Origin of the sequence: Candidatus Hinthialibacter antarcticus, assembly GCA_030765645.1 — a bacterium.
Classification (GTDB): Bacteria; Hinthialibacterota; Hinthialibacteria; order Hinthialibacterales; family Hinthialibacteraceae; genus Hinthialibacter; species Hinthialibacter antarcticus.
Map to the genome: position 1 here is coordinate 52,114 of JAVCCE010000066.1, position 21,386 is coordinate 73,499.

Below are 21,386 nucleotides of genomic sequence, written 5' to 3' on the forward strand. Positions count from 1 at the left end.
TTGCGTTCATTTTATGTCACCGGATTTCGTTTGAGCATTTCCTTATTTGTTAATCGCGGCGGCAATCCAGCGTCCAGCATCGTTTGTTCGATCAGCGCATAAAATACTGCCCGGTCCGGGCCGCGCACTACGGCTTGTTCGTGCGCTTCAGACAATAGTACGGGATACCCGCCGCCGAGTCTCGCTTGTTGATAACATTGTTCGGCGACAAAATCAACAACGCTTCCATGCTCAGCCGCCCAGCGCGGTAGTTCAATGCGGGCGACTTCGCTGCCAACATGAAGGAAGAAGTATGAGACGCCGCAGTCATACTCGGCTTTCAACCAGTTGGAATGAAACACCGTCGAGCGTTCGCCCTCTTTAAGATGATGCCGAAACAACATCACGTCCGTCAAATAAGGGCAAGAACGGTTTTTGATTTCTGCGTCAGGCATTTTCGCCGCCAGTTGAAACCACTTGATGACCTCACGCGAGCCGGAGCCGCTGATATATCCCGCGACGGGCGTGTTTTTCTCTTGGAATTTTTTCAACGCCTCCACATAACGATCAAGCGCATATTGTTTATACGTTTTGCTTGCGCTTTGGGTTTCTTTGCTTTCCAAAAGCCCCCATTGGACGAGGCTGCCGTCAACCAAGCCTAATACTGCATTCGCCTGAGACGCTATTTCAGTTTCTACTAATTCATATAGATGTTCTAATTCTTCCTGCGTACGTTCGGTCGAAACATATTCGCGAAAATTAAAATAATCTGTAATTTCGATTTCTTCGATTTCGTATGGGGCGTCAGGCAGCAGTAATGTCGCCCGGCTTTCAAGCAGCGGCTCGCGATCCAGATTGCCGTAATCAATACGAATCCGGCTGATGTTGATGAGCGCCGCAGACGAAATTTCATGTGCGCTAGGGAACACTTGCGAACCGTCCGTTGTGCAAATGATGGCTGGTTCCGGTTCGGCATTGACTGGTTTTTTGAATGCAGGGTCATCGCCGATAAAATCAGGCAGGAGGGTCGGGTATTGCTCTAATCCATTCGCTTTTAATTGCGTCCAGTCGACAGCGGCGTCAACTATCATTATGTCGAGAAAACAGGTGCGCTCTTCGTTCATTTTTTGATGAACATCTTTTTGCGACTCAACGTAGTCTTTTATCTGCGGCTGGACGGACGACCAATCGACCATGCGACTATACCTTCTGCAAGCGGGCGTATTCTTGCACCAGCGTTTTCATACCAGCGTCTTGAAACTCAACTGTGATGCGGCTTTTTCCGCCTTCGCCTTGAACGCCCATCACCACGCCAAACCCAAACGAGCGATGATTGACCATGTCTCCCGGAAGAAAAATTTCGTCGGGATCAATTTGATTGAAATCTTGATTGAAATTTTTAAGAACCGAAATCGGGGCCGGGGCGCCGGAATCAATTCCACGCCAGGTCAATTCTTCACGATATTTTGATGGAATTTCTTCAATAAAACGGCTGGGAAGCGCCCAGTTGCTTTGCCCGTGAATGCGGCGCGATTCGACGTGAGTGAGATATAATTTTTTCATGGCGCGGGTGATGCCGACGTAACAGAGGCGCCGTTCTTCTTCGACTTCTTTTTTATCATCTAACGTGCGTGAATGTGGGAACAATTCTTCTTCCATCCCCACCATGAATACATAGGGAAACTCAAGCCCCTTCGCGCTATGAAACGTCATAAATTGAATCTGGTCGGAATCGTTCGTGACCGAATCCTGGTCGGAAACCAGCGAGGCGTTTTCAAGAAAGCCTTCCAGCATCATCAGCGTATTAATTGGCGCCGAGGTCGCATGTTTCATGTCAGTTTCAAACGCCGCAGCGGCGGAAATCAGTTCTTCGACATTCTCGATGCGCGCATCGGCCTGCGGGTCGGATTCATCTTTCCAGTATTGGATGTACCCCGAACGCTTGTATAAGTCGTCCAATAATTCGGGCAGGGAAACGCTCTCGGATTTTTCACGGCAACTGCGGAAAATCGAGGCAAAAATTCTAAAGGCATTCTTCGCAGCAGGCGACAAGCCAGAAGATGCATCATCTGCGGCATACCACGCCGCAAGCAAAATCGGCTGATTGGAGCGGGCGGCGTAATCGTTCAATCTGCCGACTGTGACAGCGCCGAGTTTTCGTTTGGGGATATTCACGACGCGTTCAAATGAAACCGCGTCGGCGGGGTTAATCAACATCCGGGCGTACGCCAGCGCATCCTTGATTTCGCGGCGGTCGTAAAATGCTGTCCCTGCGACGATGTTATACGGAACGCCGCGTTTGATGCACTCTTCTTCAAACGTACGCGACTGGGCGTTGGTGCGGTAAAACACAGCAAATTGCTTGTAGGGAACATTTTCTTGATTATGCAAACGCTGGATTTCATCCGCGACCCAGAACGCTTCAGAGATGTCATCCGGCAGGCGTATGACTCCAATCGCATCGCCCTCGTCCTGTTGCGTCCAAAGCGATTTACCCAATCGGCCTTCGTTGCCGTTTATCATTTCGGACGCAGCGGAAATAATGGTTTTGCTCGAACGGTAATTCTGCTCAAGACGCACCACTTTGGCGCCCGGATATTCACGCTCAAATTCTAAAATATTGCGAATATCTGCGCCGCGCCAACGATAAATAGACTGGTCGTCGTCGCCGACAACACAGATGCGCTGATGGTCACGCGCCAGTTCTCTCAACAATAAATACTGCGGTTGATTGGTGTCTTGATATTCATCCACCATGATTTGTTTAAAGCGCTTTTGATAAGAAACTCGAACCTCTTCGCGTTCTTTTAACAAACGTACGGTTTCGATCAACAGGTCGTCAAAGTCTAATGCGCTGTTTGAACGCAAAATTTCCGCATATTTTTTGTAGATGCGCTTAATCATATCTTCGCGGTAGTCCCGCGCATTGGCGGCGTAATCAGCAGGCCATTCGAAACGGCTTTTGGCTTTGGATATCTCATTGATCGCGGCATTGGCTTTGATTTCTTGCGTACTGATGTCGCAGGCTTTCATTGCGCGCTTGACCGCCGCCAATTGGTCGGAGCGGTCATAGATGGAGAAATGCGGGTCCAGCCCAATTGCCTTACCGTCCGTCCGCAGAATTCGTGAGCAGACTGAGTGAAAGGTGCCGATCCACCAGCCGCGTGGATTGCCGCCGACCAAACGGGCGGCGCGATCTTTTAATTCACCAGCCGCTTTGTTGGTGAACGTGACAGCCAGAATGTTCCAGGGCGCCAGTTTGCGTTCATGGATCAAATAGGCGAGGCGATAGGTAATGACGCGCGTTTTGCCGCTGCCTGCTCCAGCGAGAACCAATAATGGCCCATCGACATGCAAGGCGGCCTCCGCCTGAGCAGGGTTTAGTTCCGCCCTCAGCCGTTCTTCAAATGTAGAATATGTTTTCATAAGTTTTGTTCATTTACTTTCATTTCAATACGCAGATGACTTATAATAAGAGGGATATTTTAAAATTCCACGACCCCAAGAAAGAAAACAATTTCATTCTCATGGCGAAGCAATTTGACCGCATCATATTTAATCCAAGAATCAATAGCGGCAAACCAACGGTTGGGCGCCCTCATATCTTGGTCTCAGAAATTTTTGAGCAAGTTGCGAAGGGAAAAAAACCCGAAGAACTCATGCGGCAATATCCCGGTTTGGAGCGCGACGACGTCAAGCAAGCCATGCAATATTCGGCTTACTTATTAGGACAGCCTTTGCCGGAAGAATGATAGGCTTGAGCGGCAAGCACCATTAGCGTTCCAATCAATATCATCCAAAGCGAATGTTGGAGTAGAACGATAACCACAGAAGCGCCCGCACAAAAAATCACAGCAAACTTACCATTCATTTGATCGCTGGCCCTTTTCAGCCAGACCAGATATAAACCCAGCATGACGGGGAAGAGATAAAACGCCAGACGCCAAACATCGGTTGTAAAATACAACTGCAACACACACAGCGCGCCATAAAACGCGATGGCGCGTCTCCATTGAGCGGATACCCGCAAGAACCCGCCAACGGCAAACGGCGCCAAGCCGATCAAACCAAATTCATAGAATTGCACGGAAGCGATGCGCGACCCGAATATACTCAAACTGGATTGCTGCAACTCAAACCAATAATACGCCCAGGTTGGCGCTTCGGTCGGCGGCAGGATATCTTGCAACTCAGACGCCATGACGCCGAGAGCGATATTGGGGTAGTACATAAAACGAATGAGAAGAAACACAAGAATTGACGGCGCCGAGACCCGAACCAAACGAATGATTGAAGTTTTTGAGAGTGAAAAACCAAAATGAAATAGATACCATGTTGGCAGCATGACCAGCGCCCATTCTCGATTAAATACGCCTATCAACGTGAACGCTGAAAACAGCGAATCGCGCCCCGCCGCCATCGCCCAAAATGACGCCAATAGCAAAATGTGAGAACTGGTATCAGTGTTGTTGATGCCGAAATCCTTAAGTAAATCTATCATGCCGTTGCTGCAACAAAGCAACAGCGCTCCAAGGCTGGCCAGCGGCCAATCAAAACGTATTCCACGCAAGAAGCCATAGAATGAAAGACACAATCCCACGGCGAATGTGATCGGTATCAAGCCCTCGCCCGGCTTTGGAACCACGCCCGCCAGATTCAAAAAAGCAGACATCAACAAGCGATAGCCGTAAGGACGGTTGACGCCGTAATACGGATTGACCGCGCCCGAATTGACATAACCCCATTGCATGGTGGTCGAATGGTCGATCCATTGATAACGCAATAGAAGAATTGCTAAAACGAGAACGAGCAATACGCCAAGGATGAGAGATTCTTGTTTTGTCATTGCCAAAGGGCCAATCCCGGAGCGTCATAAACGGTAAATTCACAGAGAAATGATTGTGCGTTTGGATGGTTCACAGAGATTTTGATAAAGGGATATTCTTGAGGTGATCCTATATTATTTAGCCGATCTCTCCAAATTGCCGCCCCGGTCGGGATAATCGAACTTAAACTTCTTGTTTTAAAATTCTTTTGACCAATCGAAAGCGAAAATTGGCTTGATCTTTGGTTGAGCGTTAGCCCATAAAAGAAATATAAACTGCCTTCGTTCAAACGATCCAATTTGTTGTTTGATGATAAACGGTCGATTATAAGAGGATGTTCCTCCGTCAGCCAATAGGTGGATAAGCGCTCTTGTTCAAAATGTTCACCCCAATTCTTAGGTAAACGCGCTTCAATCAAATTATCTTGAAAAAGCTGATTTTGATCAATTTCTTTGCGCAGAGAATAAATTTTTTCCGGGCGGGTCATCCAGGCGCCCAGGCAGAAAAATGCAATCAGCAAAAACGCCGTAATTTCAAACCATAAATCAATGCGCCGAAACGAGGCAAACATTGTCTGCTCCAGGTTGGATTTTTGATCTCGGGGCTACAATATCAACATTGTAGCGGATCTGATTTATATGAACGAAATGTATTCAGGCACAATCGGTAAAAATCACAAGGGAACGTGATTTTTGCCTTCATCATTTGAAAATGGTTTCACTGAATATAAAAAAAGTGAGGACGGAATGAGCCAGTTAGAAACCTTCGACAACGCCTATCCGGGGCGTCAGTACATCATCAAAATCATTTGCCCGGAGTTTACCTCCGTGTGCCCCAAAACAGGGCAGCCGGATTTTGGAACGATTCGTATCGCCTATATCCCCAATCAAAAATGCCTTGAGTTGAAGGCGTTGAAATATTACATGCAGTCGTATCGTAACCAGGGAATTTTCTACGAAATGGTTACCAACAAAATTCTCGACGATCTGGTGGCTGCTTGTGATCCGCAATGGATGGAAATTGAAGGCGACTATAGCCCGCGCGGCGGCATTTCGACCACTGTTACCGTCACCCACGGCGCCAAAATGGACAGCGAATAAACTTCGCTATTGTATTTTGCTGATATGATCTAAAAATTCTTCCGGTCCGATGAAGCCGGTAATGGTTTCATCGGGCAGATGCGTTCCGCTTGAATCATAGAAGGTAATCCAAGGCAGGCCATATATATTAAATTTCTTTTGGATCGCGTTTTTGTTTTTGACTTCATCCAGGTTGACCTTGATGGTCACAAAGCGGTTTAGCGCCTTGCCTACAGCGTCATCGGAAAAGGTATTGGCTTCGATTTCTTTACAAACCGTGCACCAGTCGGCGTAGAAATCAATCATAACCGGTTTGTTTTGTTCGCGGGCGGCGGCGAGGCCCGCTTCAAGATCATGCACCCAACCGACATTCTTGGCCTCAACGCGCGTCAATCCGCCAAAAATCATAAAGAGAGAGAGCGTACAGAGAACGACGCCGGTCCCTTTGCGGAGGCGGTCCATCATATTCGTCGTGTGAAACGTCCGATGGACGGCGCCTAACAATAGCCCAATCACAAAGACGATAGCCGCGCCTATAAATACTGCGGTGGAATTTACCAGCATATCTTTTAATGGCTGAACCACGTCTTTCAAAAAATATAAGGCCGCCGTGAAAAGCATAATTCCAAATACGCTTTTTACATTTTCCATCCAGGCGCCGGATTTTGGCAATTTAGTAATCAGCCCTGAAAATGTTCCGAGGATGAGAAATGGCAAACCCAAGCCGAACGCATAAACCAACAGCAGTGATAATCCGAAAACAGGATTCGCTTCTTTGGCGACATACGCGAGTAACCCAACCAGGACAGGGCCTGTGCAAGGGGCGGCAATCACGCCCGCGACCAGCCCCATGACGAAGGCTCCGGCGAAACCTTTGCCGCCTGCGCTGGTCAGTTTGGTCGACCAACTTGAAGGCAACTGCAACTCAAATGCGCCGAACATCGAGACGCCCATCGCAATGAAAATGGTCGCAACCGAGCCGATCACCAGCGGGTTGCTCATCACCTGTCCGAACAGCGACCCGGTATAGGCGGCGATAAACCCCAACGCTGAGTACGTCGCCGCCAGTCCAAACACATAGGTCAGCGCCAGCGTAAATGCGTGAAACGTGCTTTTCGCCTCGCGGGCGCCGAACAGCGTAATGGTGATGGGGATCAACGGAAACACGCAGGGAGTCGCGCAAGTCGCGATGCCGGATAGAAAAATGAAGATAAATGCCAGAAATAAACTATTCGAAAGATATTTTTCAATCTCGCTTTGGGGCGCACTTGGAGTTATTGTCTGCGAGCCGCTTTGTTGCGCAACCACCATGCCTGCATTGGCGTTTTCCGTTACGGTGAATGATAACGGATAAGTTTTTGTCTGCGGAAAATAACAAACGGTTTTTGAACATCCCTGATAATCAACAACAAACGTAACCGAATGAACGCCCGGCGCCGCATCCGGTTGAACGGTAATCGGCAGGCGAAATTCATTTTCACCGTCGTATATTTCTTTTTCCACATTTTCGAATGGATCGAGTTTGGTATGCGGCGTGGGCAGCGACGCTTCGCCGGAAAGGACGATTGCGCTTTTGTCTAACGCAATCGACGTCATGTCTTTGTATGTCCAATGATCGGGTTTTACGTTTAATTTTGCGATGATATAAGCCGATTCGCCTTGGGCGATTTCACTTTTTGGTAGTTCAACCGTCCATTCAAAAATTTCATCTAAATTGACCCGCTGCGCCCACGCGCTCGCAGAGATCAACATTACATATATGCAAATGTGCAATACGCGAACCATATTTTCACCAAGTAAAGGAATAGAGTATTTTGACACAAAACATCGTATCGAGAATTTGACCGTTTTACAACTATTTCGCTGATACGCTGGATTGAGACTGTGGATTTTCCTTTAGACGAGCCGAGTAGGCGTGGGTACATCTCTCTTCGCTTCAGTGCGGGCTTATAGCCCTCTTTGCACAGGCGCTCACAGAGACGCACCCACGCCTACTCAACCAGATGAATGTGATTGTTCGTTCTAAATATTACTGCTGCCAGGCGTTGACGTTCACATTGCCGCCCGCGCGAACGATATCGCCCATGCTGTTTATACCATTGGATGAGTCAAAGACGCCGTCCCAACTACTGTCGCGCCCACCGACTCCGGCCCATTCGCCGTAGCTTTCTTTCTTGTCCGGCCCATACGAAAGAATGATGTATCCTGCTTTTTGATGCCCGACCACCACGCCCCAACCATGCTGGTAACAAAAATAGCGATAGGTAGCGTTTTCATATCCACCACTGGGGAATTCAACGCTCTGGTCTGGCCCGTCATAAAATGGGTCAGACAAATTGACGTCGCTTAGATACGCAATCGGCGTCGTAAGATAACGCATCGAACGAATAAACCCGCCGTCAACTACCGATGTTCCCATACCGATCCAATCCGGTGGATACGAGTTACGGTCGAGGTTGTAGGTATCGACGCCGACGGAAATGGTACGCAGGTCGCTTTCCACACGCGCAATCTTCGCTCTCAACTGCGCATTGAGAAAATTCGGCACGGCAATAGCGGCGAGAATCCCAATAATGGCGACAACAATTAATAACTCAATTAATGTAAACGCGTTTTTCATCTTATCTCCCTGAACAATTTAAAAATCACAACATGGTTTCGACAAAGGGCGCAATTTTGTCCGGCGGGCCAAGGACGATGAGAGCGTCGTTGTCGTAGATCACCCAATGGCCTTCCGGGTTCGGCAATATCTTACCATATCGTCTCACAGCGACAGCCGTGAGTCCATATTTTTTTCGCATATTAATGTCTTCCAGCGAGCGCCCCACTGCGGGAGAATCCGGCGACACTTGTAACGTATGAATCGCGAATTCAGATGGATTCAATTCAAGGTCGTTGAGCGAGAGTTTGCGGGGCGAGGGCGAACGGAACATCTGGTAACCGTCCGAACGGATTTTTCCCACCATCTGTTCGATAGAATCTTTTGAAACCAGATACTTCATCAATACGCGGGTGAAGATTTCGATAGAGGTTTCATATTCTTCGGGGATGACCTCATCTGCGCCCAATTTGAATAGCGGTTGGACTTCCTGCATGAATCGGGTGCGGGCAATTAGATAGACCGACGGGTTTAAACGCTTGGATAGTTCAATGATGCGCGCCGCCGCCGCCGGGTCGGCAATGGTAATGACTAAAATTCGCGCAGTGTGGATGCAGGCGTGTTCCAGGACGGCTTCATGCGCGGCGTCGCCGTAAAAAATCGGCTCGCCTTTGGTTTTCTGGGTGCGGACTGTTTCGGGGTTCATCTCAATGATAACGTAGGGAATGTTCGCCGCCTGGGCGGTGCGGGCCAGGTTGCCGCCGTTGACGCCAAAACCAATGATGATTACGTGGTCGTTTCTTTTCGGCCCTGCCGCTTCGTCTTCCGGCTTCATGCCGTGTTTCAAACGCTCCGGCAATGGCAGGCGGTTGGCTTCTTTCGCCAGCAGCGGCGCAAATTGAATCACGAACGGCGTGAAGATCATTGAGAGAATCGAGACGGCGAGAAACAATTGATAGGCCGAGTCAGAGATTAAATCATATTTCAAACCAACGCTTGCCAGGATGAATGAAAACTCTCCAATCTGACAGATTGCGGCGCCTGTTAAGACCGCAGTGCGCAGCGGCGAGCCGATTAAAATCACCGATGCGCACACCAGGATCATTTTTAAACTCATAACCAGTATGGTTGCGATTATGATGAGTGGGAAATGCAGGAAAAAATATTCCACATTGAGCAACATGCCTATCGAGACGAAAAAGAAACTGATAAACAAATCGCGAAACGGCAACACGCCGCCCATTGCCTGATGGCTGTATTCCGACTCGGAAATAATCAGCCCTGCCATGAATGCGCCGAGTCCTAACGATAAGCCCAGCCATGATGTGAACCACGCGACGACCAAGCCAATGGAGATAATAGCAAGCAGAAACATCTCGCTGCTACGGGTGCGGGTGACGCTATAGAGTAACTTTGGGACGCCGAACCGCGCCAATAGATATACAACGATGACAATCAATACGCCTTTGGCTCCCATCGCAAAAAACGCCAGCACCGGGTTTTCGCTTTGCCCGGCCAGAATGGGCGCGATCAACATCATCGGGACAATCATTACGTCTTGAAAAATAAGGATCGCCAACGCATTGCGCCCGTAAGGCGATTCGATTTCCGCCCGGTCTTGTAGGATTTTCAGCGCGACCGCCGTACTGCTCAGCGCGATCAGGCAACCGACGAAAACCGATGTATTCATCGGCGCGCCAAAACACATATAGATCAAGAAAAATAAAAAGACGGTCCCGAACGTTTGCAATGACCCGCCGACCAGCGTTTGGATTTTCAGTTTGGCGATTTTGGTGAGTGAAAATTCGACGCCAATCGTGAAGAGCAGCAATACCACGCCGATTTCGGCTAAGACTTCGACTTCATGGACGGCTTCAATCCATTGCAACCCGTAGGGGCCGATCAACATGCCCGTCAGCAAAAACCCGACAATGCTGGGGATTTTAAGTTTGCTGATGACGTACAACACCACCGCAGACAGGCCGACGATGATGGCGAGATCATTTAAGATTGGCAATTCGCCAGCGGATTGAGAAGATAAAAATACCAGGTCAGTAAAGACAGCGCTTTGCATTCAAAACCCTCTTATAGATCGACTTTCGGTTATCTTATCTTACAAGGAAAATTACCGAATAGATGGAAAACGCCTTAGAAAAAGGTTAGTTCTTTTGTTGGATTGTTTCACCTAACTTAGAGGGATACCCGCAGTGAGGACACTTTAATAGCGTTTCGAGTTTCTTTTTGCCGCAGATGTCGCATGGAACAGACAGTCCGCTTGGCATGAGAAAGGCAAACACGATCCATCCGGCAATCGGAAATAGCATAGCAATTAACACCCAAATCGTTGGATTATCCATTCCACGATTTTTGGCTTGTTTACCGATCCAAACAGAGACCAATATCCATAAAATCAAGAAAATAATCACGGGGATGAGAAATAAGACTAAAAGCATCGCTTCGAATTGTGAGGTTGTGTTTGAATACTGCATATTTGTCCCCTTTTAATAAAAGCGTTACGCAATTATCCCATATTCATTGACGCGCATAAAGAGGGAGCGGCGGGAAAGTTTATGCTACGCGCAATGACACCGAGCGATGCGGGGGCAGGGCGCCTTCGGTCTCTTCGCCTTTGGCGGCGAGATTGGCGTAATAGTCGTCCCAGTCGATGGCTTCTGACCAGGCTTGGATTTTATCCAGCATTCCTTGCAGGGTTTCTTGTTTGTTCACCTCATCGCGCAAGACGCGCACGCCGGGCAGCCCTTTAATGTACCAGCAGATTTGCTTGCGCATTTCCAGGCAGGCTTTGCGCTCGCCCTTCCATTCGACCGCGAGATGTAAATGGCGCATCAGCGTTTCGATGCGCTCGACCGGGCTTGGGTCAGGCAACTGTTCGCCCGTATCCAGGTAATGCTGAATCTGCGGAAAAATCCACGGATTACCATACGCCGCCCGCGCCACCATTACGCCGTCGCAATGGGTTTCGTCGATCATGCGTTTGGCGGAGACGGCGTCGACCACATCGCCGTTGCCAATCACGGGGATGTCGAGATAGTCCTTCAGGTCAGCGATCCACTCCCACTGCGCTTGTCCGCCAAAGCCCATCCGGCGGGTACGGGCGTGAATGATGATGGCGTCGCAGCCTTCGCCCTGGGCGATGTCGCCGATCATGCGGTACATCAGCGATTTGTGGTTAACGCCGGCGCGAATCTTGACGGAGAGATGCAAATTGGTCGCATTGCGCATCGCGCGGATGACATGCACCAAATTGACCGGGTATAGCGTTAGCCCACAGCCGGATTTATTTTTGAATACCTTTTTTACTGGACACCCCAGATTCAGGTTGATTCCGGTTACGCCCAAATCTTCGATTTTCCTAATTGCCTCACCAATGATTTCCGGTTCGCCGCCGAATAATTGAAAGACCAGCGGGTCTTCATCGCGGCATTCATCCAACATCGAACCAGTTCTTTGGTTGTCGACAACGATGCCCCGCGCACTGATTAATTCGCAAAAAGTTAGCGCACAGCCTTTTTCACGGGCAATCTGCCGCGTGGCGCGGTCGGTATAGCCCGCCACGGGCGCCAACATCACCTTGGGAAATTCAAAATCGGGTTTTACGCCTCGCGGCGGTAATATTGCCATAATCAGTATGTTACGCTAATTTTTATCTTTAGCGAACTTGAATTCTCGTTTATGTTTTATGTGACGATACAATTGAGAGTATGATACTTTATATACAATAACTCTTTTTTGAATTGGTATTTATATGTCCAAACAATATTTCACCTTTTTTTATCTGCTTCTTTTTCTCCCCATAGCAAATAGTAACGCCGGAGTCGTCATCAATGAGATCATGTATCACCCCTCATCATTGAATAGCGATGATGAATACATCGAACTTTATAATAACTCCACAACCACCACCGATATTTCCGGTTGGGCGTTTACCAACGGAATTCAATATGTCTTCCCGGAAGGCGCTTCGATTGCCGCAGGCGGATATCTAATTCTATCTGCATCTCCGGCTTCTTTTAGTCAATCTTATGGGGCCGAGTCTGCTTATGGTCCATTTGTAGGGCGACTCAGCAATGATGGCGAAAAAATAGAATTCACCCGCTTTGATGGCTCCATCGCCGATTCATTTACTTATCGCGATGAATTGGGTTGGCCGGAAATTGCCGATGGATTTGGTTCCAGTATCGAACGTATCCATCCCGATATGGCGCCTGATTTTGCTGACTCGTGGCGCGCATCTCCTGATTTAGGTACACCCGGCAAACGCAACCTGTCTCAAGTCGACGCCCCGCTTCCGATTGTGACCGATATCGTTCAATCGCCCGTGTCGCCAAGATCAACCGATACCGTGCATTTTCGCGTACGCGTCTTTCATCCCGTTCCATTGCAAGACGTTGGCATTTTTTATAAATCCGAAATCGCGGATGAATATCAATGGGCGCCGATGCATGATGATGGATTGAACGATGACGGCGTAGCGAACGACGGCGTCTTTGGCGGCGTATTACCAGCCTTTGCTCATGGAACCATCGTAGAATTTCGCGTCCTGGCGTTAGATGCAAATTCTGTTCAAGGTTGGTTTCCATTCAATCAAACGGCGCCTTCCGCTCTCTATCGGGTCGATAACACTGAATACGACGCCAGTTTGCCTTTGTATAAAATTGTCATGCGTACGCAAGATGAAATCATGCTGCGGACCCGGGATCTGCGCAGTAATGATGAAATCTCCTCGTCATTTCTCTATGGTCAAAGCATCTACTATCAGGTCGGCGTTCGTTTTCGCGGCAAAGGTTCACGATATGCGGAACCGAAAAACTACCGGGTCAATTTCTCAACAACAAAGCATTTTGGCAAGACGCGAAAATTGAATCTCAACGCGGTCAATGTTGACCGTCAGTATATCGGCCTGGAAAGTTTTGAGCGTTTGGGACTGCCAGCGCCGCAAAAACAATTCGTCGCCGTCGATTTCAATGGCGTCGTGATTCCGCGCTACCTTGAAGTCGAACGCACAGGCCGCGATATGATGCAGCGCGCTTTTGGCGACGGCAACGGCAATTTATACCGAGGCGTTGAACAAGCCAACTTCGATTATCGGGGAGAAAAATTCGAGCCATACATTCCAAACTATATCAAAGAGACGAACGAGTTGCGCAGAGACTTCAGTGATATCGTGCGGCTATGCGATGCGTTTTCACTCAGCAGCAATGAAGAGTTTCCCGTAAAGATTTCAGAATGGATTGATCTTCGCCAATGGATCCGCTGGTTTGCGTTGAAGCAAATATTGAATGACCGCGAAGGCGGACTCTCCCGCGAGCGCGGCGATGATTACTTTATTTACCGCCCAAGCGATGACAACCGCTTCTACTTGCTCCCCTGGGACCAGGATTCGGTTTTAGCGCTTCCACTTGAGGCAGTCCACCATCATGGAACGCCCGCCGTTCAACGGCTATTGCGTCATCCTGATTTTGCGCGGTTTTATTATCAGGAACTGCTATCAATTCTCGATGTTGAATTAACGCCGGAAGTCATGCAATCCATCATCAATGAAACGGCGCCGGTGAACGATGAAATCCAACGCGCTGATTTAATGAATATCTTCATGGCAAACCGTAACGCAATCACCAATCAAATTCCTCAAGCGCTTACGGTCCATGTTGATCCGTCTGAGACCTCTTATGTCCGGCTTGTCGGCGAAGAAGAAGAGTGGCGCTATTTCCGTGGGCGCAGCCAACCGTCAATCAATCCAATGGATTGGACCGAACCTTCGTTTGACGATTCACAATGGGAAACCGGCCCGGGAGGATTTGGCTATGGAGACGGCGACGATCGAACCGAATTGACTGACATGGAGGACCAATATACGTCTGTGTTTATTCGCAAAAAATTCCAACTGGATGACCTAAGCGCCATCACAGGCATAACTCTCACGGCTTTATATGATGATTCATTTGTTGCCTACTTGAACGGACAGGAAATTGTCCGCGAGAACTTCGACGGCGTTCCGTTTTTTGACCTTGAAGCCAGTGGAAATCATGAAGCGAATGGTTATGAATCATTTGACGCGAGTTCATTTACGTCTTTGTTACAGCCAGGCGAAAATTGCTTAGCGGTTGTTGGGTTGAATACGAATATCGGGAGTTCGGATTTCAGTTTAGCAATCAACTTGTATGCAAATATTGTTAATAAATCAATAACAAAGATCAGCGGTTTGACGGATGCCGTCTATACCCGTTGGGTAAATGTCAACGGAGAGCGCACCCAATACGAACCTTGGCTGGGCCAGTGGTCATACGCGCGAGAACTCGAAGACGGTCGCCATGTTTTCAACATCGAAGCCATTGACGAAGCGGGCTTGATTGTTGATTCCACCCAGATTGTTATTTACCAAAACGCGGCGGCGCCGCAAGGCGTTACCGAAGTAATCGGCGACCTGGTTTGGCGTAAAGCCGACAGCCCGATTCATGTGCCCCAGACGGTTTGGATTCCACCCGCATCATCACTGACCGTCGAAGCGGGCGTCGATGTACGGTTTGCGTCAGGCGCGGCGATTTGGGCGCAAGGCCTCTTGCGTACAGCGCCCGAGGGCGATGAGCCAATCACCTTTTTCCCTGAACAAAACGGAACCACTTGGGGCGGAATCGTAATTGATAAAGTCGCGGCAGTCGTCACGATCAAGAATGTCAGTATCACTGGCGCGTCGTCGGCCCGTATTGCCGGGCAAAACTACCCGGGCGTCATCACCGTCCATGAAGGTGTTGTAGACATTGAGAACTGCTCATTTTTTGAACTAAACAGCGTAGGCATTGATGCGATCAATTCCACAATCAATATTCATCATAACACCTTTAAAAATATGGGCGAGGCGGTGCACTGTACGAATTCATTCGCGCAAGTGACAAACAACTATTTTGAAAATATTTTAGGCTATAGCGACGCGATTGATTTTGACGGCAGCGGCGCGATGGAATCGCTCATTGCCTACAATACGATCATGGGGTCAGAAGACGACGGGCTTGATTTGGGATACTCTCAAACCCGTATCGAAGGCAACATCATCAACGGTTGCGCTGATAAGGGCATATCAATGGAAGGCGATTCCATGCCTGTCGTCGTGAACAACATCGTCACCAATTGCGACATAGGCGTTGCGGTCAAAGACCGCTGTAATGCGCAAGTCGTTCACAACACCATTGTGGATGTAAAAACCGGGGTTTCGATTTATGAAAAGAACTTGGGGCAGGGCGGCGCAATCGCCGAAGTATTGAATAATGTGATTTGGAACACACAGCAGAGTGTCGCCGTCGACGAAAAATCCAGTTTGAATCTTCGCTCAAACAACCTGGCGCCATTGCCGGGTTCCGCTGGCTCTTCAAATTTTTCTCTTGATCCAATGTTCGCCAATTTGGATTTCCGCGATTTTCATCTTCTTGAGAACTCCCCGCTCATCGACTCCGCAGAAGCCTCTGACGTTTCCACGGACGTCTATTTGAATTCACGCCCAAAAGGCAACGCTGCCGATATCGGCGCCGTCGAAAGCGAATTTTTCAGCGCCATAGAGGATTGGCTTCTCCATATAGAACCTTAGGCGTGGGACGCTGCTTGGGGTTTATGTGATTTCCGCCGATTCTATAATCACTGAACGAGCACACATCATTGGAAGCGGAAATTGAGGAACATTCATGATTATTACGATGAAGGCAGGCGCAAGCAAAGACGAAATCACAAACGTTGAAAAACTCATCGGAGAATTTGGATACAACGTCCACCCGATCTATGGCACCAACTTGACCGTATTGGCCGCAGTCGGCGACGAGCGCGGCAAAGAAGGCCTCTACGACCGCATGTTGAGCCAGCCCGGCGTTGATAAAGTCGAATTTATTTTACCTCCCTATAAATTAGTCTGCCGCGAGGTGCATACCGGCATCATGAGACCTGACACAACCGTTGATATCAACTTCAAATGGAAAGAAGGCCAGGGAACCGTTTCCGTCGGCGGCGATGAACTGGTTGTCATGGCCGGCCCCTGCTCGGTTGAATCCAGCGAACAGATGATGGAATGCGCCCGCATCAATAAACAATACGGCGCAAAAATTTTACGCGGCGGCGCATTCAAACCAAGAACCTCCCCTTATAGTTTCCAAGGCCTCGAAGAAGACGGCCTCAAAATGCTCGCGGATGCGCGCGAAGAATACGGTCTCGCGATTATTACCGAACTGATGGACGCGCACCATCTCGAATTGGTTGACCAATATACCGATATCATTCAGATCGGTGCGCGCAACATGCAAAACTTCATGTTGCTGAAAGCGCTTGGAAATACCAAAAAGCCCATCTTGCTCAAACGCGGCATCTCTTCCACCATTGATGAATGGCTGATGGCGGCTGAGTACATCCTCTCGTGCGGAAACAGCAACGTCATGCTTTGCGAGCGCGGCATCCGTACATTTGAAACCAAGTACCGCAACACGCTTGATCTCAATGCAGTCCCCGTAATTAAAAAATTGACCCACTTACCGATTGTGGTCGACCCGAGCCACGGCACCGGCTATTGGGACTTGGTGACGGATATGGCGCTGGCCTCCGTCGCGGCGGGCGGTCATGCGTTGATGATTGAAACTCATCCCGAACCCTCCAAAGCCTGGTCGGACGGCGCACAATCTTTAACGGAAAAATCATTCAAAACGCTGATGGAGCGCGTAGCCCTGGTCGCGAAAGCCGTGGGGCGCTCGGTTCCTTGGAGTTAAGCCGCAACTGATGACGCAAAGCCGATCCATCTATTTGGACTATAACGCCACGGCGCCGTTGCTGCCCGAAGCGGTTGAAGCGATGCGCCCACTGATGGAGGCAAATTTCGGCAATGCGTCCAGCCGTCATTCGTATGGTCGCGCTGCGTGGGACGCCGTCGAGCGCGCAAGAGATAGCGTCGCCGCTCTTTCCGGGGCGCACCCTGACGAAGTCGTGTTTACCAGCGGCGCGACCGAATCAAACTTTCTTTCCCTACTGGGCCGGTTTGATTTTTGTGTAGAAAACGGCAAATCGCCGCAATCCACCCGTATTGCCTATAGCCCGGTTGAACACCCCTGCGTTATATCCGCCGTTGAAATGCTGATCAAACGCGGCGCCGAGGCGGTAAAAATCCCCGTGGATTCTTACGGTCGCGTTGATCCAGCGTTTTTTACATCAAACGATCATTTCGATATCGTTACCGTCATGGCGGTTAACCATGAGACGGGCGCCGTTCAGCCCATTCAGGAAATATCAAATCGGATTGACCATGAAAAGACCTTCTTCCATTGCGACGCTGTCCAGTGGGCGGGACGGGGCGCTGGAGGCTTCGATGAATGGCGACTCTCGGCCATGTCGCTTTCTTCTCATAAACTAGGCGGACCGAAGGGTGTTGGCGCCTTAATCTTGCGTTCCGGCGTTAAGATCACGCCGCAGATTCCTGGTTCGCAGGAAGCGGGGCTTCGCGGCGGCACAACCAATAGCCTTGGCATTGCGGGATTTGGCGCGGCGGCCCAAGTCGCCTTGAACCGACGTGAATTCCAAATTGATGAACTTACCAAAAAACGAGAATATCTCTGGCAGGGATTACAAACAGCGGTCCCAAATATTCAGCGTACACTGCCGCCGGACGTCTCGGTCTGCAAAACGCTTCATGTCCGCTTTGCGGGCATGAAAGGAGAACGGGTGGTTGATGCGCTCGATCAATTGGGCGTCGCCTGTTCCTCCGGCCCGGCTTGCGCATCCGGCGCCGCCAACGCTTCGCCAGTCTTACATGCAATGGGATTAAGCGAGCAGGAATCATGGGAAGGCGTCCGTTTCAGCCTGGGTCACGAACTCAGTTTTGATGACCTCGACGAAGCCGTAAATCGAATATCTGCATGGCATTTACGACAATCAGGCCGCGTCGCTTGATTGATTGTCTCTCCGTGAGTACCCTATCCAGTCTTATTTTCCTTCGGAATTAGCGTTGTGTTCCTTGATCGACAGCGTATCATCAAGGATAATTTTATGGATACGCCTATTTCACGGGATTTTCGTATTACGTTATGAAGCAGCTTGTGAGATACGCATTCACGCCGTAATCCGAACACCATCGCAGATTCACAAAAGAGCATAGTGGGTAGCGGCTCTTTAAGTCTTTGAGTAAGGCATTTTTATGGATCAGGCCATAGCCGTATATCCGGGAACCTTTGATCCGGTGACGCGCGGTCACTTAGATGTGATCGAACGCGGATTAAAAGTCTTTGGGCGGTTAGTGGTGGCAGTCGTCAACAACCCGAGCAAAAACCCCGTCTTCTCTACAACCGAGCGGATGGAAATGCTGCGAGAATCAACCCGGGACATGAACGGACACATTGAAGTCGATTCTTTCAATGGTTTACTTGCGGATTATGTACGCATCAAAAAAGCCAAAGTCGTCCTGAGAGGATTGCGGGCGGTTTCGGATTTTGAATACGAATTAGAAATGGCGCTCACCAACCGCCATTTGAACGAAGAAGCCGAAACGATGTTTTTAACGCCCAGCGAAAAGTATATTTATTTGCGGGCAAGCACAGTCAGGCAAATTGCGAAGTTGAATGGCGACGTTAGCGCGTTTGTCACGCCCGATGTGGAAAAACGCTTGACAGCGCATTATTCAAAATAAAAAGAATCGCGCATCAAATTTAGAAGAAAATAAAGAGGAAGATCATGGCTCACCCAAAACACCGGAAATCAAAAGCCAAGAGATTAATGAAACGCGCACACCATTTCATTACGCCAAAATCTTTGGTTGAATGCTCTAACTGCCGAGGCGTTAAGATGCCTCACCGCGTCTGCCCTCATTGCGGACACTACAAAGGCAGCTCGGTTATTTAAGCCTGATGGAAAAAGCAAACATGCGAGTTGCTGTTGACGCCATGGGCGGCGACAACGCCCCTCAAACAATCATTGAGGGCGTTCGCTTATTTCGGAGCGAAGACGAACACACCGAAATTCTGCTCGTCGGTCGCCGCGACGCCCTCGAAGCCCCCTGCGCAGACCTCAATGTAACCATTGTAGATGCGCCGTCTGTTGTGGGGATGCACGAGTCTGCTTCAACCGCTCTCAAGACGCGAAAAGACTCGTCAATTGCTGTCGCTACCGGCCTGATGAAAGCCAAGCAGGCTGACGCATTGCTCACAATGGGCAATTCCGGCGCAGCGGTTGCTTTCGCCATGTTTGTTTTGGGTCGTTTGCCGAATATTTCCAAGCCTGCGATTGTCGCCCCGTTTCCGTCTGGAAACGAAACCGGCGTGACTCATGTCTTGGATTGCGGCGCTACGGTTGATTGCAAACCCAGCCAACTGCTTCAGTTCGCTCTGATGGGGTCAGCGTATTGCAAATATACGTTTAACGTCGAGTCGCCCCGCATTGGTTTGCTTTCAATCGGCGAAGAAGATTCCAAAGGCAACGAACTGACCTTGGCGACGTCCAAGTTGCTCAAAGAAGCCCCGCTCAATTTCATCGGCAATGTCGAAGGCGTTGATATCATGCGGGGCGGCGCAGATGTTGTCGTCTGCGACGGATTTATCGGCAACGTCATTCTTAAATTCGGCGAAGGCCTGGTTGAAACCTTTTTCAAAGCCTTAACGCAAGAGACCGATGAAGTGCTCGGTTCAGATTTAAACGCAGAAGACCGGCGCACTTTTTTAACAGAAACCATGCAGCGCGTTGATTATTCCGCTTATGGCGGCGCAGAGTTGTTAGGCGTCAATGGGCACTTGCTCATTGGACACGGACGCTCCGCCGCTCATGCAATTGCAAACGGCATCCGCTCTGCGCGTAACGTCGCCGAGCGCTGCCCGCTGAATAAAATTCAGCAAGCATTAGAAGCCGTACAGGCGCCCCCAGCGTAAACCATCGAAGGAGAAGCAACTTTGCGTGCTCACATCACTGCCACCGGAATGGCTGTTCCAGACCGGGTGGTTACCAATAATGATCTCGAGAAGATGGTTGATACGTCTGACCAGTGGATCCGCGACCGTACAGGCATGGTCGAGCGCCGGGTCAGCGACGATAAAACAGCCGCATCTGATTTGGCCGTCGCGGCGTCTAAACAGGCGATCCAAAACGCGGGCCTCACGCCAAAAGATATTGACGCCATTTTAGTCGCCACCATCTCCGGCGATTATCCCTGGCCAGCCACCGCTTGCATCGTCCAAAGCAAACTCGGCGCGAATCCGGTCATGTCCTATGACCTTTCCGCTGCCTGCACAGGCTTCTTATATGGTTTGTCGCAAGCCTCTGCTTTTATTGAGACGGAGAAATTCAAAAATATCCTACTTATCGGCGTTGATTTGCTCACAAAAACCGTTGACTGGACAGACCGCAATACCTGTGTATTGTTTGGCGATGGCGCTGGCGCCGCGATTATCCAACCCAATCTCAATGGCGCAGGCGTGATCGACACCATGCTCGGCGCTGACGGCAGCGCGGCGGAAATGCTCTATCAAGCCGTCGGAGGTTCTCGTCATCCGATGACCGAAGACGCCATCAAAGAAGGCAAACATTATTTATATATGAACGGTCGCGAAATTTTCAAACAAGCCGTTCGCGTAATGGCGCAAACGATTCTGGCCTTACTTGAAAAACATGGAAAAACAGGCGATGACATTGCGCTCGTGGTTCCACATCAGGCGAATATCCGCATTCTAGAAGCGGTCTCCGACCGTATCGGCGTGGGCATGGACCGGTTTTTCTTAAATATTAATAAATACGGAAATACATCAGCGGCAACCATCCCAATGGCAACGCATGAAGCGCGCCAGGAAGGCCGCCTGAAAGATGGAGACCTCGTAGTCATGGTTTCGTTCGGCGGCGGATTAACGTGGGGAGCCAGCTTAGTTCAGTTCTGATAATCCT

Annotated in this window: 17 protein-coding genes; 8 read left to right on the top strand and 9 right to left on the bottom strand. The window is 49.6% G+C overall.

All coding sequences use genetic code 11. From position 1 onward, the window contains the following. Positions 1-11 precede the first annotated feature (11 nt). Together P9L94_16710 and P9L94_16715 are read right to left on the bottom strand one after the other, a co-directional pair. Entirely contained in the window at positions 12-1,175 is a 1,164-nt protein-coding gene (locus tag P9L94_16710; GenBank protein ID MDP8245726.1) for a DNA double-strand break repair nuclease NurA, read from the bottom strand. A 4-nt stretch (positions 1,176-1,179) separates the two neighbouring features. Continuing rightward, a complete protein-coding gene (locus P9L94_16715; GenBank protein ID MDP8245727.1) occupies positions 1,180-3,405 on the bottom strand; it encodes a UvrD-helicase domain-containing protein in 2,226 nt (741 codons plus the stop codon). A gap of 101 nt (positions 3,406-3,506) precedes the next feature. On the opposite strand from P9L94_16715, the gene P9L94_16720 reads away from it, so the two are divergent. Continuing rightward, the gene (locus tag P9L94_16720; protein ID MDP8245728.1) at positions 3,507-3,731 is read left to right on the top strand and encodes a DUF433 domain-containing protein; all 225 of its coding nucleotides are present in this window, start codon (positions 3,507-3,509) and stop codon (positions 3,729-3,731) included. On the opposite strand, the gene P9L94_16725 is transcribed toward P9L94_16720, so the two are convergent. After that, positions 3,698-4,825: a hypothetical protein gene (locus P9L94_16725; GenBank protein MDP8245729.1), complete on the bottom strand. Its 1,128-nt coding sequence runs from the start codon at positions 4,823-4,825 to the stop codon at positions 3,698-3,700. The two genes, P9L94_16720 and P9L94_16725, sit on opposite strands and share 34 nt — an antisense overlap. Beyond that, positions 4,822-5,376, bottom strand: a complete 555-nt coding sequence (locus P9L94_16730) for a hypothetical protein (protein MDP8245730.1) — start codon at positions 5,374-5,376, stop codon at positions 4,822-4,824. The genes P9L94_16725 and P9L94_16730 overlap by 4 nt, the downstream gene beginning before the upstream one ends. Before the next feature lie 175 nt (positions 5,377-5,551). Here P9L94_16730 and queF point away from each other — a divergent pair, with 175 nt between their 5' ends. Further along, positions 5,552-5,905 (top strand): preQ(1) synthase, encoded by a 354-nt coding sequence (gene queF / locus P9L94_16735; protein ID MDP8245731.1) that lies wholly within the window; start codon positions 5,552-5,554, stop codon positions 5,903-5,905. A 6-nt stretch (positions 5,906-5,911) separates the two neighbouring features. Here queF and dsbD read toward each other — a convergent pair whose 3' ends face one another. From dsbD to dusB, 5 genes are all read right to left on the bottom strand, one after another. Then, positions 5,912-7,636, bottom strand: a complete 1,725-nt coding sequence (gene dsbD, locus P9L94_16740) for a protein-disulfide reductase DsbD (protein ID MDP8245732.1) — start codon at positions 7,634-7,636, stop codon at positions 5,912-5,914. A 277-nt stretch (positions 7,637-7,913) separates the two neighbouring features. Further along, positions 7,914-8,504 (bottom strand): prepilin-type N-terminal cleavage/methylation domain-containing protein, encoded by a 591-nt coding sequence (locus tag P9L94_16745; protein ID MDP8245733.1) that lies wholly within the window; start codon positions 8,502-8,504, stop codon positions 7,914-7,916. A 25-nt stretch (positions 8,505-8,529) separates the two neighbouring features. Then, entirely contained in the window at positions 8,530-10,557 is a 2,028-nt protein-coding gene (locus P9L94_16750) for a cation:proton antiporter (GenBank protein ID MDP8245734.1), read from the bottom strand. An 85-nt stretch (positions 10,558-10,642) separates the two neighbouring features. Continuing rightward, entirely contained in the window at positions 10,643-10,972 is a 330-nt protein-coding gene (locus tag P9L94_16755; GenBank protein MDP8245735.1) for a hypothetical protein, read from the bottom strand. A 79-nt stretch (positions 10,973-11,051) separates the two neighbouring features. Beyond that, positions 11,052-12,125 carry a tRNA dihydrouridine synthase DusB gene (gene dusB, locus P9L94_16760; protein MDP8245736.1) on the bottom strand — a complete coding sequence of 358 codons (1,074 nt, stop codon included), beginning with the start codon at positions 12,123-12,125 and terminating at the stop codon, positions 11,052-11,054. A gap of 124 nt (positions 12,126-12,249) precedes the next feature. Here dusB and P9L94_16765 point away from each other — a divergent pair, with 124 nt between their 5' ends. The 6 genes from P9L94_16765 (at position 12,250) to P9L94_16790 (ending at position 21,379) form a co-directional block, all read left to right on the top strand. Then, the gene (locus P9L94_16765) at positions 12,250-16,083 is read left to right on the top strand and encodes a CotH kinase family protein (GenBank protein MDP8245737.1); all 3,834 of its coding nucleotides are present in this window, start codon (positions 12,250-12,252) and stop codon (positions 16,081-16,083) included. Positions 16,084-16,177: 94 nt separating this feature from the next. Then, positions 16,178-17,242 carry a 3-deoxy-7-phosphoheptulonate synthase gene (gene aroF / locus P9L94_16770; protein ID MDP8245738.1) on the top strand — a complete coding sequence of 355 codons (1,065 nt, stop codon included), beginning with the start codon at positions 16,178-16,180 and terminating at the stop codon, positions 17,240-17,242. A 10-nt stretch (positions 17,243-17,252) separates the two neighbouring features. Next, positions 17,253-18,416, top strand: coding sequence for a cysteine desulfurase family protein (locus P9L94_16775; GenBank protein MDP8245739.1), 1,164 nt, complete (start codon positions 17,253-17,255; stop codon positions 18,414-18,416). 244 nt (positions 18,417-18,660) lie between these two features. Then, the gene (coaD, locus tag P9L94_16780; protein ID MDP8245740.1) at positions 18,661-19,149 is read left to right on the top strand and encodes a pantetheine-phosphate adenylyltransferase; all 489 of its coding nucleotides are present in this window, start codon (positions 18,661-18,663) and stop codon (positions 19,147-19,149) included. Positions 19,150-19,381: 232 nt separating this feature from the next. Further along, a complete protein-coding gene (gene plsX, locus P9L94_16785; GenBank protein ID MDP8245741.1) occupies positions 19,382-20,380 on the top strand; it encodes a phosphate acyltransferase PlsX in 999 nt (332 codons plus the stop codon). Positions 20,381-20,401: 21 nt separating this feature from the next. Then, positions 20,402-21,379, top strand: coding sequence for a beta-ketoacyl-ACP synthase III (locus P9L94_16790; protein ID MDP8245742.1), 978 nt, complete (start codon positions 20,402-20,404; stop codon positions 21,377-21,379). The last annotated feature ends 7 nt before the right edge of the window (positions 21,380-21,386 follow it).